The organism is Pseudalkalibacillus sp. SCS-8 (assembly GCF_040126055.1).
Lineage (GTDB): Bacteria > Bacillota > Bacilli > Bacillales > Fictibacillaceae > Pseudalkalibacillus > Pseudalkalibacillus nanhaiensis.
On record NZ_CP143541.1, the window covers coordinates 280,096 to 295,486 of the forward strand.

Consider the following 15,391-nt stretch of genomic DNA (forward strand, 5'->3'; position numbering starts at 1 on the left):
GAGAAAATGCGAAGTGACATGATCAAGAAAGGAATCGACCGTGCGCCGCATAGAAGCTTGTTGCGGGCGACGGGCGTAAAAACACGAGATATTGAAAAACCATTCATTGGCGTATGCAACTCTTATATCGACATCATCCCGGGTCACATGCACCTGAATAAATTTGCTGAAGTGGTAAAGGAAGCGATACGTGAAGCAGGAGGAATCCCGTTTGAATTCAACACGATTGGGGTGGATGACGGAATTGCGATGGGACATATCGGGATGCGGTATTCCTTGCCAAGCAGAGAAATCATTGCAGATTCAGCCGAGACCGTTATCAACGCACATTGGTTCGATGGGGTCTTCTTCATACCGAATTGTGACAAGATCACACCGGGGATGCTGATGGCAGCAGCACGGACGAACGTTCCATCGGTGTTTGTCTCAGGTGGCCCGATGGAAGGCGGAACGTCGAAGGACGGAAAGCCTCTGTCCCTCGTTTCTGTGTTCGAAGGAGTCGGTGCGCACCAATCGGGTACGATGACAGCTGAAGCGCTGCTTGATATCGAACAGAATGCATGCCCGACATGTGGATCGTGTTCAGGGATGTTTACAGCGAATTCAATGAACTCGATGATGGAGATGGTCGGATTAGCCCTGCCAGGGAATGGGACGATCGTGGCCACATCCGATGAACGACATCGATTGATTCGTGAAGCAGCCCATCACCTCGTAGACATGATTAAAAAGGACATCAAACCGAGGGACATCATCACGAAAGAAGCGATTGACGATGCTTTTGCGTTGGACATGGCGATGGGCGGATCAACGAATACGGTTCTTCACACACTTGCCATCGCAAATGAGGCAGAAGTCGAGTATGACCTGAACAGGATCAATGAAATTGCGGAGAAGACACCTTACTTGGCGAAAATAAGTCCAGCTTCCGACTATACGATGGATGATGTCCATAAAGCAGGTGGGATCAGCGCGATCATTAAAGAGCTCTGTCAAATTGACGGGCTGGTCAACAAGGAAAGGATAACCGTCACAGGCAAGTCGCTCTATGAAACGGTTGAACCGTATGACATCAAAAATGACCAGGTCATCCGAAGAAAGGATAACCCTTATAGCAAAGTCGGAGGACTCTCTATCCTGAACGGGAACATCGCTCCAGAAGGCGGCGTCATAAAAGTAGGCGCAGTCGATCCATCGATTAAGACATTCCTTGGAAGGGCTGTCTGTTTCGACTCACAGGATGAAGCCCAAAAAGGCATAGATGACGGAACTGTTCAAGCGGGAGACGTGGTAGTCATCCGATATGAGGGACCAAAGGGTGGTCCTGGAATGCCGGAGATGCTCGCTCCAACCGCCGCGATCGCGGGACGGGGATTGGATAAAGAAGTTGCTCTCATCACCGATGGTCGCTTTTCGGGAGCATCGCGAGGAATTTCGGTCGGACATATCTCTCCAGAAGCAGCCGAAGGAGGTCCGATTGCATTCGTCGAGGATGGTGACTCGATTTTCATCGATCTTGAAAATCGCTCTATCAACCTGATGGTATCTGAAGAAGAGCTGGAGGAACGTAGACGGAACTTCGAGCAGCCTCCACCTAAAATCAAAAAAGGGTATTTAGCCCGCTATGCGAAGCTCGTTACCTCTGCGAGTACAGGTGGAATCATGAAAGTCTAAATTTAATATAGCAAAGCGTCGACGAGGCAAAAGCGGATGGAAGACGTATTCCCAGAGAGCCGGTAATGGTGGAAGCCGGTAATGCATCTATTCGTGACATCCCCTCCGAGTACTGCTCTGAACGAACCTTTAGTAGGTGTGGTCGGGTGTTGCTAATACCCGTTATCAAATCAAGAGTTTTGAGAAATTGATTTGCCTCGAAACTCAGTGAGAATGCATCTGCGAAGGTGCGTTGAACGAAGGTGGTACCGTGAAAAGCAGCTTTTCAGCCTTTTCACCCTTACGAAACGATTCTAGTGTCGTAGTGGGTGAAAGGGCTTTTCTTTTTGCAGTTTAGTTAAAAGTATTCTGAAGAAATTTCACAAACAGGGAGGAGATTGAAATGAAGGCTAAAGTAAAGGCTGAACCTCAAGAGCAACGGCGGACAGGAGCCGAAACTCTTATTCATGCCTTGAAGCAGGAAAACGTCGAAGTTGTATTCGGTTATCCAGGAGGGGCAGTATTACCAATCTACGATGCACTGTACCGAAACCCGATCAAACACGTCCTTGCCCGCCATGAACAAGGCGCGATCCACGCAGCAGAAGGCTATGCGAGAATTTCTGGAAATGCTGGCGTTGTTATCGCAACTTCTGGGCCTGGAGCGACAAACCTGATTACTGGCATTGCTGACGCGATGATGGATTCCTTGCCACTCGTCATTTTTACCGGGCAGGTCGCCTCCGGTGTCATCGGCACTGACGCCTTCCAGGAGGCAGATGTAACCGGCATTACGATGCCGATTACGAAACACAATTACCAGGTTCGAGATGTGAAAGACCTCCCTAGAATTGTGAAAGAAGCTTTTCATATTGCGACAACGGGACGTCCCGGACCCGTTCTCGTCGATATCCCGAAGGATGTTTCAGCGCTTGCAGGAGATGTCCGGTTCGACGAAGAGGTTCACCTGCCTGGCTTTCAGCCGACGAAGTCACCGAATTTGCTACAAGTCAAGAAGCTGAACGAAGCCATTGCGGCCGCAAAAAAGCCTGTCATTTTGGCAGGGGCAGGTGTCCTGCATGCGAGGGCATCGGATCAGTTGCAGGTTTTCGCGGAAAAGAAAAACATCCCGGTTGTCCACACCCTTCTCGGGTTAGGTGGTTTTCCTGCTGACCACCCATTATACCTCGGTATGGGTGGCATGCACGGATGTTACGCAGCCAACATGAGCTTGTATGAGAGCGACTTGCTTATCAGCATCGGTGCGCGTTTTGATGATCGGCTTACCGGTAATCTGAAGAACTTTGCTCCACACGCGACCGTCGCCCACATCGATATCGATCCTGCTGAAATCGGTAAAAATGTGGAGACCCATATTCCGATTGTTGCAGACGCGAAAGAAGCGCTGCACAAGCTGATTGATGAACCAGGTGAAAGCTCCATGTGTGATGAGTGGCTGATGCATCTTCATCGCTATAAGGAAGAGTTTCCTTATTGGAGCAACGAGGTAGGCGGTTCCATCTCCCCCCAAAAGCTGATTGCGGAAATTCATAAGCTGACAGATGGAGATGCGATTGTGACGACAGACGTCGGGCAGCATCAAATGTGGGCCGCACAGTATTACACGTTCAAAAATCCGCACAGCTGGGTCACCTCAGGTGGACTCGGGACGATGGGATTCGGCTTCCCGGCTTCGATTGGCGCCCAGCTTGCAAAACCGGATAAGCGGGTCGTCAGCATCGTGGGAGATGGTGGATTCCAGATGACCTCTGAAGAGCTGATTCTTTTAAAAGAGATGGAACTTCCAATCAAAATCGTCATCGTCAATAACGGTTCACTCGGAATGGTGAGGCAGTGGCAGGAATCGTTTTACGAAAAAAGGTATTCGCAATCGGTGTTCATGACGCAGCCCGATTTCGTCAAATTGGCGGAATCTTATGGTGTCAAAGGCTATAAGGTCTCGACGATGGAGGAGGCACGCTTCCTTTTATCTCAGGTGTTGAACGATGAGGAACCGGCGTTGATCGATTGCCGGGTGTGTGCTGAGGAGAATGTTTATCCGATGGTGGTACCAGGTACCGGACTTCATGAAATGATCGGGGTGAGACCATGAAACGGAGGATTGTAACCGCAACGGTTCTGAATCATAGCGGAGTGTTAAACCGGGTTACCGGGTTGTTTACGAAACGACATTTCAACATTGAAAGCATTACGGTCGGTCACACCGAATCAGAAGGGGTCTCCAAAATGACCTTTGTCGTCAATGTCGAGGACGATCGCCAAATTGAACAGCTGTTGAAGCAGTTGAATAAACAGATTGATGTGCTGAAGGTGTCGGACATCACGAACCAGGCGATTGTCGCACGAGAGCTGGCTTTGATCAAAGTACTGGCAACGGGGCAGACGCGATCAGAAATCAATGGAATCGTTGAACCGTTTCGGGCTCTGATCATCGATATGTCAAGAGATACACTGACGGTTCAAGTGACAGGCGACACGGAAAAAGTGGAAGCCCTCATTGAGCTTTTGAAGCCTTATGGCATAAAAGAACTCGCTCGGACAGGTTTGACTGCTTTTACCCGCGGATTCCAAAAGTCCGTCACCGATCTGAAGCAATATACGTTATTAAAATAAAAACCAGGAAGGATGATGAAAGATGGTCAAAGTCTACTACAACGATGATGTGAAGGATGAGGTTCTAAAAGGGAGGAAAGTGGCAGTTGTGGGATACGGTTCGCAAGGTCATGCCCATGCGCAGAACTTGAGGGAGAGCGGATTTGACGTTGTTGTCGGCCTTCGGAAAGGGAAGTCTTGGGATCAGGCAGAAGCAGATGGTTTTCAGGTCAAATCGGTGAAAGAAGCGAGTGCCGAAGCGGATGTTGTCATGGTCCTTTTGCCGGATGGATGGCAGCCGAAGGTATACAAAGAGGAAATCAAGCCAGGGCTGACACCAGGCAAAGCGCTCGCTTTCGCTCATGGGTTCAATGTCCATTTCCATCAAGTCGTTCCCCCGGCGGATGTCGATGTGTTTCTTGTCGCTCCGAAAGGACCAGGTCATCTTGTAAGACGGACGTTTGAGAGTGGTGCAGGTGTTCCGGCATTGTTCGGTGTCCATCAGAATGTTACAGGTCGGGCAGATGAACTGGCACTTGCCTATGCGAAAGGAATCGGCGCAGGTCAAGCAGGAATTCTCCAAACAACGTTCCAGGAGGAAACAGAAACGGATTTGTTCGGTGAACAGGCGGTCCTTTGCGGAGGACTCACTTCTCTAGTGAAAGCAGGGTTTGAAACGCTCGTTGAAGCCGGATATCAGCCTGAAGTCGCCTATTTTGAATGTCTCCATGAGCTGAAGCTGATCGTCGACCTCATGTATGAAGGTGGCATCGAAGGAATGAGATATTCCGTTTCGGATACCGCACAATGGGGCGACTTCGTTTCAGGACCGCGCGTCGTAAACGAAGAGACGAAGGCAAGGATGAAAGAGGTGCTTGAAGACATCCAATCCGGTTCATTTGCAAAAGGATGGATCCTTGAAAACCAGACGAACCGACCTGTTTACAATGCGACGAACGAACGGGACAAGAACCATGAGATCGAGGTGGTCGGACGCAGGTTGAGAGAGTTGATGCCGTTCATCAAGAAAGACGAAAAAAAGGAAGTGGTGTTCAGTGGCAAAGATTGATGTCTTCGATACGACGCTTAGAGACGGTGAACAATCGGCTGGTGTGAACTTGAATCTATTAGAAAAGCTGGAGATTGCCCATCAACTGGATAGACTGAATGTCGACATTATCGAAGCGGGTTTTCCAGCAGCCTCCAAAGGCGATTTGCTATCGGTCAAACGAATTGCGGAAGCTGTAAAAGGAAGTTCAGTCACAGGTCTCTCTAGAGCGAATGAGAAAGACATCGATGCAGCGTGGGAAGCGCTGAAAGGGTCGACGGAGCCGAGGATTCACGTTTTCCTCGCGACGTCACCGATCCATATGACCTACAAGCTGAAAATGACGACCGATCAAGTGCTGGACACAGCAGTACAATCGGTGAAATATGCGAAAAAGAGGTTCCCTCATGTTCAATGGTCCGCAGAAGATGCTTGCCGATCTGACCGACATTTTCTCGTAAAGATCATCCAGGAGGTGATTAATGCGGGCGCGACGGTCATCAATCTTCCGGATACAGTGGGATATATGACGCCAGAGCAATACGGCGACCTTTTTCGGTACGTAAAGCAACATGTGCCGAACATCAATCGAGTCAAACTGTCTGCCCATTGTCATAACGATCTTGGGATGGCGACCGCCAATACACTCGCAGCGATTGAAAACGGTGCAGATCAAGTTGAAGGGACGATCAATGCAATCGGTGAACGGGCAGGTAATACAGGTCTTGAGGAAATCGCTGTCGCGCTTCACATTCGGGAGGATTTTTATGGAGCGAAAACCAGACTCAAGCTGGATGAATTGAAGCGTACGAGCAATCTGGTCAGCAAATTGACCGGGATGAGCGTACCCGCGAATAAAGCCGTTGTCGGGAACAATGCGTTCGCACATGAATCCGGTATTCACCAGGACGGTGTGTTGAAGGAGAAGTCCACCTACGAAATTATCAGTCCTGAACTGATCGGTGTTCAAACGAACCGCCTCGTTCTCGGAAAACATTCCGGACGCCACGCCTTCAAGATGAAGGTGAAGGACATGGGCTTCAAATTCACCGATCAGAAGCTGAATGACGCATTCCAGATGTTCAAAGATCTAGCCGACAAAAAGAAAGAGGTTTCAGATGAAGACATTTTCGCAATCCTTATGGAGAAACAGACCGAAGCTGAGGGGCTGCCGGTTTACCAGTTGAAGAGTCTACAAGTCCAGTATGGAATGGACAACATTCCAACTGCGACGATTGCGGTTGTTCGGCCGGATGGTATCTACTCGCAGGAAGCAGCAACCGGTTTTGGTAGTGTCGAAGCCATCTACAATACGATTGAGAAGCTCGTAGAAGATTCGGTGGTCCTTTTAGATTACAAGATTCATTCGGTCGGTGGAGGAAGAGATGCATTGGCAGAAGTGTACGTTCAGGTGAAGTGCAACGAGGTTCAATCAAGTGGAAGAGGGACCGCTCAAGACGTATTGGAAGCTTCGGCGCGAGCTTACCTTGACGCTGTCAATCGGGTTCGTAGCGTCCGCCAGCATGATCAACAGAAAGCAACAGTTTAACGTACATTTTTCTTATAAATTGGAGGGATTATGATGAAAAAGCAAGTGGCAGTACTACCTGGAGATGGCATCGGACAAGAAGTGATGAACGCAGCATTGGATGTATTGAAAGCCGTCGAAGAACAATTCGGACATCAATTCAAGGTTGTCCAAGGGGACATTGGTGGTGTTGCCATTGATCGTCAGGGCACTCCATTACCTGAAGAAACCCTTGAGCTTTGCAAATCGAGCGATGCTGTCCTGCTTGGGGCAGTTGGAGGCCCGAAGTGGAACGACAATCCTGTCCATTTGAGACCTGAAAAGGGCTTGCTCGGGGTCCGGAAAGAACTTGGACTCTTTGCCAATTATCGACCGATTAAAACCTTTGAAGCGCTGAGGGATGCTTCGCCATTAAAGCGCTCTGTCGTGGATGGTGTGGATTTTGTCATCGTACGGGAGCTTACGGGTGGATTGTATTTCGGCGAACCTCGCGAAAGAAGAGGAAAGCATCAAGAAGTCGCCGTTGATACCCTTCAATATGAGAAAAAAGAGATCGAAAATGTTGTACGCAAGGCGTTCGAACTTGCAGCTACACGTAGGAAGAAAGTGACGTCCGTCGATAAAGCGAATGTACTGGAATCGAGCCGGATGTGGAGAGAGGTTGTCGAGCAGGTGGCTGAAGAGTATCCGGAGGTTGAAGTGGAGCATTTGCTCGTAGACGTAGCGGCTATGAAACTCGTTTATCAGCCGAAGCAGTTCGACGTCATCGTCACAGAGAATATGTTCGGCGACATCTTGAGTGATGAAGCGTCCATGTTAACTGGATCTCTTGGAATGCTGCCCTCTGCAAGCCTTCGGGCAGACAGCTTTGGATTATATGAGCCGGTGCACGGGTCCGCTCCGGATATTGAAGGTCAAAATCGGGCGAACCCACTCGGTATGGTGTTGTCTGTCGCGATGATGCTCCGCCATTCCTTCGGTTTGGAAGAAGAAGCTGCTCAGGTGGAGCGTGCAGTTCAAGATGTGCTCAACGCCGGCTATCGAACCGGTGACCTGGAGGGGCTTGAGAAAATCGGCCCAGTATGTACGACGAGGGAGATGAGCGAAAATCTGGTGGAGCATTTCAAACCGAATCACGCCATGTCTGGAATCCTAGCAGCCTATATGTGAGGTATCTGAGGTTGTATGAGTGCACGAAACAGCGGAAACCGGAAAATGGTGCACTCATAAAGTTCATCCAATAAATCGAAGTGGAGGGAACCGTCATGAAGCCGAACAATATCATAGAAAAGCTTTGGGATCAGCATGTTGTCTATCAAGAAAAAGGGAAGCCAGATTTGTTGTACATCGACCTCCACCTTGTACATGAAGTAACGTCTCCTCAAGCGTTTGAGGGATTACGGATGAAAGGGAGAAAGGTGAGGCGGCCTGACCTCACTTATGCCACGATGGATCATAATGTGCCGACCATCAACCGATTGGTCATCAATGATCACGTATCTAAAACCCAAATGACGAGGCTTCAGCAAAATTGCGAGGAATTCGGAATCGAGCTGGCGGACATCCATCATCCAGATCAAGGAATCGTCCACGTCATCGGACCTGAGCTAGGATTGACCCAGCCTGGAAAGACCATCGTATGCGGGGATAGTCATACGTCTACACATGGTGCCTTTGGGGCACTCGCATTCGGTATTGGCACGAGCGAAGTGGAACATGTCCTTGCGACGCAAACGCTCTGGCAATCCAAACCGAAAACCTTACAGATCCATGTGGAAGGTAGGCTCGGTTACGGCGTAAATGCAAAAGATCTCATTTTAGCGATCATCGCCAAATTCGGCGTCAATATCGGTGCTGGTCATGTTATCGAATTTACCGGGGAGGGAATCCGGAACCTCACAATGGAAGAGCGGATGACGGTATGCAATATGTCGATTGAGGCAGGGGCTCGTGCTGGAATCATCAGTCCTGATGAAGTCACAATCAATTATTTGAAAAAGAAACGTCACGTACCAGATGGAGAGGAATTTCAAGCGTCTACTGAAAAATGGCGGGCCCTCGCTTCTGATCCAGGAGCAGTGTACGACAAAACGCTGACGATTAACGGAACAGAGATCGAGCCTCAAGTGACGTGGGGGACGAATCCTTCGATGGGCATCGGAATCAGTGAGACGGTTCCATCCCCTGAACAATACGAGAACAGCACTGAAAGAGACGGCATTCAACGAGCTTTAGCTTATATGGATATTCCAGGGGGTACGAAAATCTCCGATGTCACTGTCGATTATGTGTTCATCGGTTCGTGCACCAATTCCAGGCTCAGTGATTTACGGGCTGCGGCCGAAGTTTTAATAGGGAAGAAAGTGAAGGAGAAGGTTACCGCACTCGTCGTTCCGGGCTCCCAATCGGTCAAGCGGCAGGCGGAGCAAGAAGGATTGCATCACATTTTCCAAGAGGCTGGTTTTGAATGGCGGGAGTCAGGTTGCAGCATGTGTCTGGCAATGAATGAAGATATCGTTCCTCCTGGTAAACGATGTGCTTCCACTTCCAACCGGAACTTTGAAGGACGTCAGGGAAATGGTGCCCGTACGCATCTCGTCAGTCCGGCAATGGCTGCAGCGGCTGCGGTGGAAGGACGTTTTACAGATGTGCGCGAACTGATGGCAGTACCAAACTAGAGGAGGGGGTACCGAATGAACGGAATCCAACAAATTGCGGGTCGGGTTTTCCCACTTGAACGGGATCATGTGGATACCGATCAGATCATTCCGAAGCAATATTTGAAAAAGATCGACCGTCAGGGGTTCGGTAAGTACCTCTTTTATCATTGGCGCTTTGATGATGACGGTCTGCCGAGAAAAGACTTTCCTCTGAACGAATCGCAGTATGAACAAGCCGTCATTTTGGTCGGTGGAGAGAATTTCGGATGCGGTTCTTCAAGGGAACATGCCCCTTGGGCGTTGCAGGACTTTGGCTTCCAGGTCATCATAGCTCCGAGTTTTGCAGATATCTTTTACAACAATTGTTTGAAAAACGGCATGTTACCAATCCAGCTGTCCGAGGAGAGCGTAAAGCAGCTGCAAAAGAAAGCTCAACAAAAGCCATACGATTTGAAAGTAGATTTACAACAGCAAACGGTTCAAGACGCAGGAGGATTTGAGTCCACCTTTGATATCGATCCTTATTGGAAGCAGATGTTATTGAATGGCTGGGATGAGATTTCAATTACTTTAACGTATGAAAATCAAATTGAACAATATGAAAAAATGAGACAGGAGTGAGTGTGTTGGGAATTTTTTAAAAGGTCATAAGGTCGTTGAAGCCGCGGAGAATTTGATGCACGATGTCCACCGTACGCCGCTAAAACAATCAAGCACGTTGAATCATGTAACAGGACATGAAGTGTTTTTGAAAATGGAAAATCAACAGCGGACGGGTTCTTTCAAACTGAGAGGGGCACTAAATAAAATTTGTTCGTTAACAGAAGAGGAGGCGGCAAAAGGCATCGTTTGTGCATCAGCCGGCAATCACGCTCAAGGCGTGGCGTTCGGGGCTTCTCAACGGTCGATCACGGCCAAGATTTTCATGCCGAAGAAGACACCTCAAGCGAAAGTTCAAGCCACGGAATCCTACGGTGCTCAGGTCGTCTTGACAGGTGAAACGTATCAGGAGGCATACACGGCTGCAACCGAAGAGATGCTTGCGACAGGAGCGACCTTCGTCCATGCCTTTGATGATGAAGAGGTTATTGCGGGTCAAGGGACGGTCGCGCTTGAAATGCTGCAGCAATGTTCCGATCTTGATACGATCGTGGTCCCCGTTGGCGGAGGGGGATTGATATCCGGAACCCTGATGGCGGTCAAAACGTTCAGCCCCCATGTAAAAGTGATCGGCGTGCAAGCGAGTGGTGCTCCTGCTACTTATGACCGCTTTAAAGGAACAGATACAGTTCCGCTAAGCGGTGTGAAAAGCATTGCTGATGGAATTCTCGTGAAAAAACCAGGGAAACGGACGTATCCAATCATTGAACGACTTGTCGATGATATCGTCACGGTAAGTGAGCAAGAGATTGCTTCGTCCATCCTGTTCTTATTGGAACGTGAGAAAACGTTGGCAGAAGGAGCAGGGGCGGCGGCCGTTGCATCTGTGCTAGCCGGGAAGTTGACAGGACTTCGCAAAAAAATCGGCTGTATCGTCAGCGGAGGGAACGTGGATGTCAGCCGCTTAGCGGAATATCAGAAATTGAGCGAACAGACGGAAGGGAAGCAGTCGATCGCTTCTGGGTGAGTAGAGTGGGATTTTTCATGAAAATAGGATAAAATATGAAGAAGAAAAACCTTAGGGATAGACCTAAGGTTTTTATATATGAAACCGAGATTAAGGGGGTCGTACGATGAAGGATGAATTCGATTGGATCAAGAGCATAACGCCGAGCAAACATTTCCAATCCTCATTAATAGAAGGGATCGGAGACGATGCGGCGCTTGTCAGAACTGAAGCGGGTATGGATGATATCCTCTGTGTCGATACGATGGTTGAGTCGGTTCATTTTTCTCGTCAGACGATGACCCCATACCATATTGGATACAAGGCACTCGCGGTCAATATTAGTGATGTGGCAGCCATGGGCGGGGCTCCTAAATTCTACCTCGTCTCCATCGGCATTCCTGACAAATGGTCAGAATCCGAACTACAACAGATTTATCAAGGGATGGCTGCCATTGCAGAGACGTATGAGGTCGATTTGATCGGTGGTGACACCGTTTCGACTAAAGGACCTTTAGTCATCTCTGTCACAATAGTCGGTCGTGTCCAGGAAGACAGGAAGCTGCTGAGAAAGAATGCCCGTCCCGGCGATATCGTGTTCCTCACCGGACCTGTCGGTGTGTCTGCTGCCGGCCTCGAATGTCTGTTGAACGATGAACAGCCTTCCCGTATAAACAAAAAGTTGATCCGAGCGCATCAAATGCCTATGCCCCAAGTCGAAGCGGGGTTGCTTCTCTCTGAGAGTGGGTATAGAATTGCGTTAAATGACATAAGTGATGGACTTGCAAGCGAAGCGCATGAAATAGCAGAAGCGAGTCAAGTCGGTATCAAGATCGATGCGGAACGACTTCCGACGATTCAAGAGTTTAGATCTTTTTCAAAAGCACAAGTACTCGATTGGATGCTGTATGGCGGCGAGGATTTCCAGCTGGTCGGTACGGTTTCCTCAAAGGATTGGCAGTCATTGAAAAAGTTATTTGATGAAAATGATCAGTCGATCTATCGAATCGGTGAGGTTATAGAGGGTCCTTCCATGGTCAAACTGATAAGAGGGAAGGAAGTCTATGAGATTGAAAAGAAAGGATTCAACCATTTCAAGTGATTGTGATAGGTGAGCGCAAATGAAACAATACCAAATGATACTGAATAGTCCTGAAGAAACGATGGATACAGCCGCACGATTGGCTGATTACCTGAAGCCTGGGGACGTGATTACGTTAGAAGGCGACCTCGGTGCAGGGAAGACAACGTTTACGAAGGGACTCGCAAAAGGATTACAGATCAATCGGGTCGTCAAAAGCCCGACGTTCACAATTATTCGTGAGTATCAAGGTCGACTTCCTCTTTACCATATGGACGTCTATCGATTAGAGGATAGTGATGAGGACCTTGGTTTTGACGAGTATTTTGAAGGGGAGGGTGTGACGGTCGTCGAATGGGCACATCTGATCGAGGAGTTCCTCCCGGAAGAACGATTGGCCATAACAATCCGCCGTCAGGGTGATGACGTGCGTGAATTGACACTTGAACCAAGTGGTGAACGATTTAACAGGTTATGTGAGGAGTTTATGTATGAAAGCACTGGCAATTGATACGTCCAATCTCGTAATGGGGATTGCGGTGATCGAGGATGATAAGATCGTAGGCGAATTGACGACGAATATGAAGAAAAATCATTCGGTCCGGCTGATGCCAGCAATCCAAAGCCTTTTAAAAGAAGTCGATATTGAGCCGAAGGAGTTGGACCGGATCATCGTTGCGAAGGGGCCAGGTTCCTATACGGGTGTACGGATCGGTGTCTCTGTCGCGAAAACGATGTCATGGTCGCTGAACATTCCGATTACCGGGGTTTCGAGCCTTGAGGTTGTCGCGCAGAACGGAAAGTACTTCGATGGCCTCGTCTGTCCGTTGTTTGATGGTCGAAGAGGACAAGTTTACACCGGTTTATATGGAAAGGTTGGAGACAGCTTTCAATTGGTACAAGATGAGCGGATCATCCAACTCACAGAATGGCTTGGTATGCTGAAGGAAGATTCCAAAAAGGTTTTATTCCTCGGTAACGATTTGCCGTTACATCGTGAAAAGATTGAAGAACTGATGGGTGAGAGGGCTGTTTTCGGTCAAATTGCGGATCACAGTCCTCGACCAGCTGAGCTTGCAGCCCTTGGAGTGATCGGTGAAGAAGAGGATCCCCATACGTTTACCCCAAGCTATTTGCGTTTGGCTGAAGCAGAGGCGAAATGGATCGCCAACCAGGAAAAGTAGGTGCCAGACATGGTGGAAAATTTAATGTTCCGGATTATGACCTTGCATGACATTGATGATGTGATGCAAATCGAAGAAGCTTCTTTTCCGAATCCTTGGAGCAAGACAGCTTTTTATAATGAGATCGTGAACAATCAATTTGCGACCTATCTGATCCTTGAAGTGGATGGTAAGCCGGTTGGCTATTGCGGCCTGTGGGTGATCATTGATGAAGCCCATGTGACGAATATTGCCATCATCCCTTCATATCGTGGCAAAAAGTATGGCGACGCCTTGATGAAAAAGGCGATGGAGCAGGCACGGATCATGGGTGCCAAGACGATGACCCTCGAGGTAAGGATCAGTAACGAAGTCGCACAACGCATGTATCGGAAATACGGTTTTGAAAATGGCGGAATCAGAAGAAATTATTACACGGACAACGGAGAAGATGCTTTAGTAATGTGGGTGAATTTGTAATGAAATCAGATGAAATCATACTAGGAATTGAAACGAGCTGTGATGAAACAGCAGCGGCAATCGTCAAAAATGGAACGGAATTGCTTTCGAATGTCGTTGCCTCACAAATCGAGAGTCATAAACGTTTCGGAGGGGTCGTACCTGAAATCGCTTCACGTCATCATGTGGAGCAAATTACGATCGTAATAGAAGAGGCGATGGATCAAGCAGGTGTAACCTTTGAAGATCTTTCAGCCATTGCGGTAACGGAAGGACCGGGACTCGTCGGCGCATTGCTTGTCGGGGTGAATTCTGCGAAAGCCCTGGCACTTGCCCATGACATCCCGTTGATTGCCGTCCACCATATCGCAGGTCACATTTATGCGAACCGATTGATGACGCCGATGGAATTCCCGCTGCTCTCATTGGTCGTATCAGGCGGACATACCGAGCTCATCTACATGAAAGAGCACGGTTCGTATGAAGTAATTGGCGAAACACGGGATGATGCGGCTGGAGAAGCCTATGATAAGGTTGCCCGAACGTTGAAGCTCCCTTATCCGGGTGGTCCGCATATTGATAAAATGGCGCAGGAAGGAAGCTCGTCCATCGAGCTTCCACGCGCTTGGCTCGAGCCGGATTCCCTGGACTTCAGCTTCAGCGGGTTGAAATCGGCCGTCATCAACACATTGCACAACGCGAAACAACGGGGAGAAGAGATCAACCCGAATGACCTGGCTGCCAGCTTTCAGGAAAGTGTCATCGACGTATTGGTCGAGAAGACGTATCGAGCAGCAGAGGCTTATGAGGTGAAGCAGGTTGTCGTCGCAGGCGGTGTAGCGGCTAATAAAGGGCTTCGTGCCAGGTTGACGGAGCGTTTTGACGGGACAGGCATTCAGCTGGCGATTCCACCGTTATGGCTTTGTACAGATAATGCGGCGATGATTGCTGCAGCCGGATCGATTGAATACAACAAGGGGAAACGTGCAACGATGAAACTGAACGGAAACCCTGGGCTTGATTTGGAAGCATTTTAAAATGGAGAAAGCTGATTCTGAAGTGGACGACACTTCGGGATCAGCTTTTTTTGTAGCTAATCAGGCGTACAGACCAGTAGATTCGAATTATGAACCTAGATGTGAAAAAACGAACCAATTTTGAGATTTATGAACCCAGATGAGAAATTATGAACCTAGTTTGAGATTTTTGCACCAAATGCGACTCAACGATTTTTAATAACTGTCGAAAAATGAAAGCGGACTATAGTCTTTCTGCACCCGAACCGTGTCACCAAACGTCTGGTGTAAAGTGTAGCGCAGTGAATGGAATCGTCGAAAGGAATAGAAAAAGAAAAGCCTGCGTCGTACATGTCCAAGCATGTACGTGCAGGCGATTAACGCGAATTATCCCGTTTGCATATCAAGCAGAATACCTTATATAAAAACGTTCCTTTTGGTAAAAAGTCGAACTTAGTCGAAACATGGTGTGGAAAACCTATTATCCACAAGATGTGAACAGTGTGGATAACATTAGCACACAGTCAAAAAATCTGTATTTGTGGATGTGTATAAAAATCTGTG

General features: G+C 48.5%; 14 protein-coding genes. All 14 read left to right on the forward strand.

Features of this window, described 5'->3' with window-relative positions:
- Window positions 1–6 precede the first annotated feature (6 nt).
- Window positions 7–1,674: a dihydroxy-acid dehydratase gene (ilvD, locus tag V1497_RS01605; RefSeq protein WP_349409249.1), complete on the forward strand. Its 1,668-nt coding sequence runs from the start codon at window positions 7–9 to the stop codon at window positions 1,672–1,674.
- A gap of 382 nt (window positions 1,675–2,056) precedes the next feature.
- On the forward strand, window positions 2,057–3,766 hold the full coding sequence (gene ilvB, locus V1497_RS01610; RefSeq protein WP_349409250.1) for an acetolactate synthase large subunit: 1,710 nt from the start codon (window positions 2,057–2,059) through the stop codon (window positions 3,764–3,766).
- Entirely contained in the window at window positions 3,763–4,287 is a 525-nt protein-coding gene (ilvN, locus tag V1497_RS01615; protein WP_349409251.1) for an acetolactate synthase small subunit, read from the forward strand. The genes ilvB and ilvN overlap by 4 nt, the downstream gene beginning before the upstream one ends.
- A 22-nt stretch (window positions 4,288–4,309) precedes the next feature.
- Entirely contained in the window at window positions 4,310–5,335 is a 1,026-nt protein-coding gene (gene ilvC, locus V1497_RS01620) for a ketol-acid reductoisomerase (protein ID WP_349409252.1), read from the forward strand.
- Window positions 5,322–6,863 (forward strand): 2-isopropylmalate synthase, encoded by a 1,542-nt coding sequence (locus V1497_RS01625; protein ID WP_349409253.1) that lies wholly within the window; start codon window positions 5,322–5,324, stop codon window positions 6,861–6,863. Before ilvC ends, V1497_RS01625 begins: the two co-directional genes overlap by 14 nt.
- Window positions 6,864–6,896: 33 nt before the next feature.
- On the forward strand, window positions 6,897–8,012 hold the full coding sequence (gene leuB, locus V1497_RS01630; RefSeq protein ID WP_349410722.1) for a 3-isopropylmalate dehydrogenase: 1,116 nt from the start codon (window positions 6,897–6,899) through the stop codon (window positions 8,010–8,012).
- A 95-nt stretch (window positions 8,013–8,107) separates the two neighbouring features.
- Window positions 8,108–9,520, forward strand: a complete 1,413-nt coding sequence (gene leuC / locus V1497_RS01635; protein WP_349409254.1) for a 3-isopropylmalate dehydratase large subunit — start codon at window positions 8,108–8,110, stop codon at window positions 9,518–9,520.
- A gap of 15 nt (window positions 9,521–9,535) precedes the next feature.
- A complete protein-coding gene (leuD, locus tag V1497_RS01640) occupies window positions 9,536–10,123 on the forward strand; it encodes a 3-isopropylmalate dehydratase small subunit (protein WP_349409255.1) in 588 nt (195 codons plus the stop codon).
- 55 nt (window positions 10,124–10,178) lie between these two features.
- Entirely contained in the window at window positions 10,179–11,129 is a 951-nt protein-coding gene (ilvA, locus tag V1497_RS01645; RefSeq protein ID WP_349409256.1) for a threonine ammonia-lyase, read from the forward strand.
- Between the two features lie 106 nt (window positions 11,130–11,235).
- Complete coding sequence (thiL, locus tag V1497_RS01650; protein ID WP_349409257.1) at window positions 11,236–12,210, forward strand: thiamine-phosphate kinase; 975 nt, start codon at window positions 11,236–11,238, stop codon at window positions 12,208–12,210.
- 19 nt (window positions 12,211–12,229) lie between these two features.
- Window positions 12,230–12,700: a tRNA (adenosine(37)-N6)-threonylcarbamoyltransferase complex ATPase subunit type 1 TsaE gene (tsaE, locus tag V1497_RS01655; protein ID WP_349409258.1), complete on the forward strand. Its 471-nt coding sequence runs from the start codon at window positions 12,230–12,232 to the stop codon at window positions 12,698–12,700.
- A complete protein-coding gene (tsaB, locus tag V1497_RS01660) occupies window positions 12,681–13,373 on the forward strand; it encodes a tRNA (adenosine(37)-N6)-threonylcarbamoyltransferase complex dimerization subunit type 1 TsaB (RefSeq protein ID WP_349409259.1) in 693 nt (230 codons plus the stop codon). The genes tsaE and tsaB overlap by 20 nt, the downstream gene beginning before the upstream one ends.
- 9 nt (window positions 13,374–13,382) lie before the next feature.
- Window positions 13,383–13,832: a ribosomal protein S18-alanine N-acetyltransferase gene (gene rimI / locus V1497_RS01665; protein ID WP_349409260.1), complete on the forward strand. Its 450-nt coding sequence runs from the start codon at window positions 13,383–13,385 to the stop codon at window positions 13,830–13,832.
- On the forward strand, window positions 13,832–14,848 hold the full coding sequence (gene tsaD / locus V1497_RS01670) for a tRNA (adenosine(37)-N6)-threonylcarbamoyltransferase complex transferase subunit TsaD (RefSeq protein WP_349409261.1): 1,017 nt from the start codon (window positions 13,832–13,834) through the stop codon (window positions 14,846–14,848). The genes rimI and tsaD overlap by 1 nt, the downstream gene beginning before the upstream one ends.
- Window positions 14,849–15,391: the final 543 nt, after the last annotated feature.

Excerpts from the sequence above, each read along its gene's own strand:
- ilvD (WP_349409249.1), top strand. The coding sequence starts at position 7 with ATGCGAAGTGACATGATCAAGAAAGGAATCGACCGTGCGCCGCATAGA.
- ilvB (WP_349409250.1), top strand. The coding sequence starts at position 2,057 with ATGAAGGCTAAAGTAAAGGCTGAACCTCAAGAGCAACGGCGGACAGGA.
- ilvN (WP_349409251.1), top strand. The coding sequence starts at position 3,763 with ATGAAACGGAGGATTGTAACCGCAACGGTTCTGAATCATAGCGGAGTG.
- ilvC (WP_349409252.1), top strand. The coding sequence starts at position 4,310 with ATGGTCAAAGTCTACTACAACGATGATGTGAAGGATGAGGTTCTAAAA.
- leuB (WP_349410722.1), top strand. The coding sequence starts at position 6,897 with ATGAAAAAGCAAGTGGCAGTACTACCTGGAGATGGCATCGGACAAGAA.
- leuC (WP_349409254.1), top strand. The coding sequence starts at position 8,108 with ATGAAGCCGAACAATATCATAGAAAAGCTTTGGGATCAGCATGTTGTC.
- leuD (WP_349409255.1), top strand. The coding sequence starts at position 9,536 with ATGAACGGAATCCAACAAATTGCGGGTCGGGTTTTCCCACTTGAACGG.
- ilvA (WP_349409256.1), top strand. The coding sequence starts at position 10,179 with ATGCACGATGTCCACCGTACGCCGCTAAAACAATCAAGCACGTTGAAT.
- thiL (WP_349409257.1), top strand. The coding sequence starts at position 11,236 with ATGAAGGATGAATTCGATTGGATCAAGAGCATAACGCCGAGCAAACAT.
- tsaE (WP_349409258.1), top strand. The coding sequence starts at position 12,230 with ATGAAACAATACCAAATGATACTGAATAGTCCTGAAGAAACGATGGAT.
- tsaB (WP_349409259.1), top strand. The coding sequence starts at position 12,681 with ATGAAAGCACTGGCAATTGATACGTCCAATCTCGTAATGGGGATTGCG.
- rimI (WP_349409260.1), top strand. The coding sequence starts at position 13,383 with ATGGTGGAAAATTTAATGTTCCGGATTATGACCTTGCATGACATTGAT.
- tsaD (WP_349409261.1), top strand. The coding sequence starts at position 13,832 with ATGAAATCAGATGAAATCATACTAGGAATTGAAACGAGCTGTGATGAA.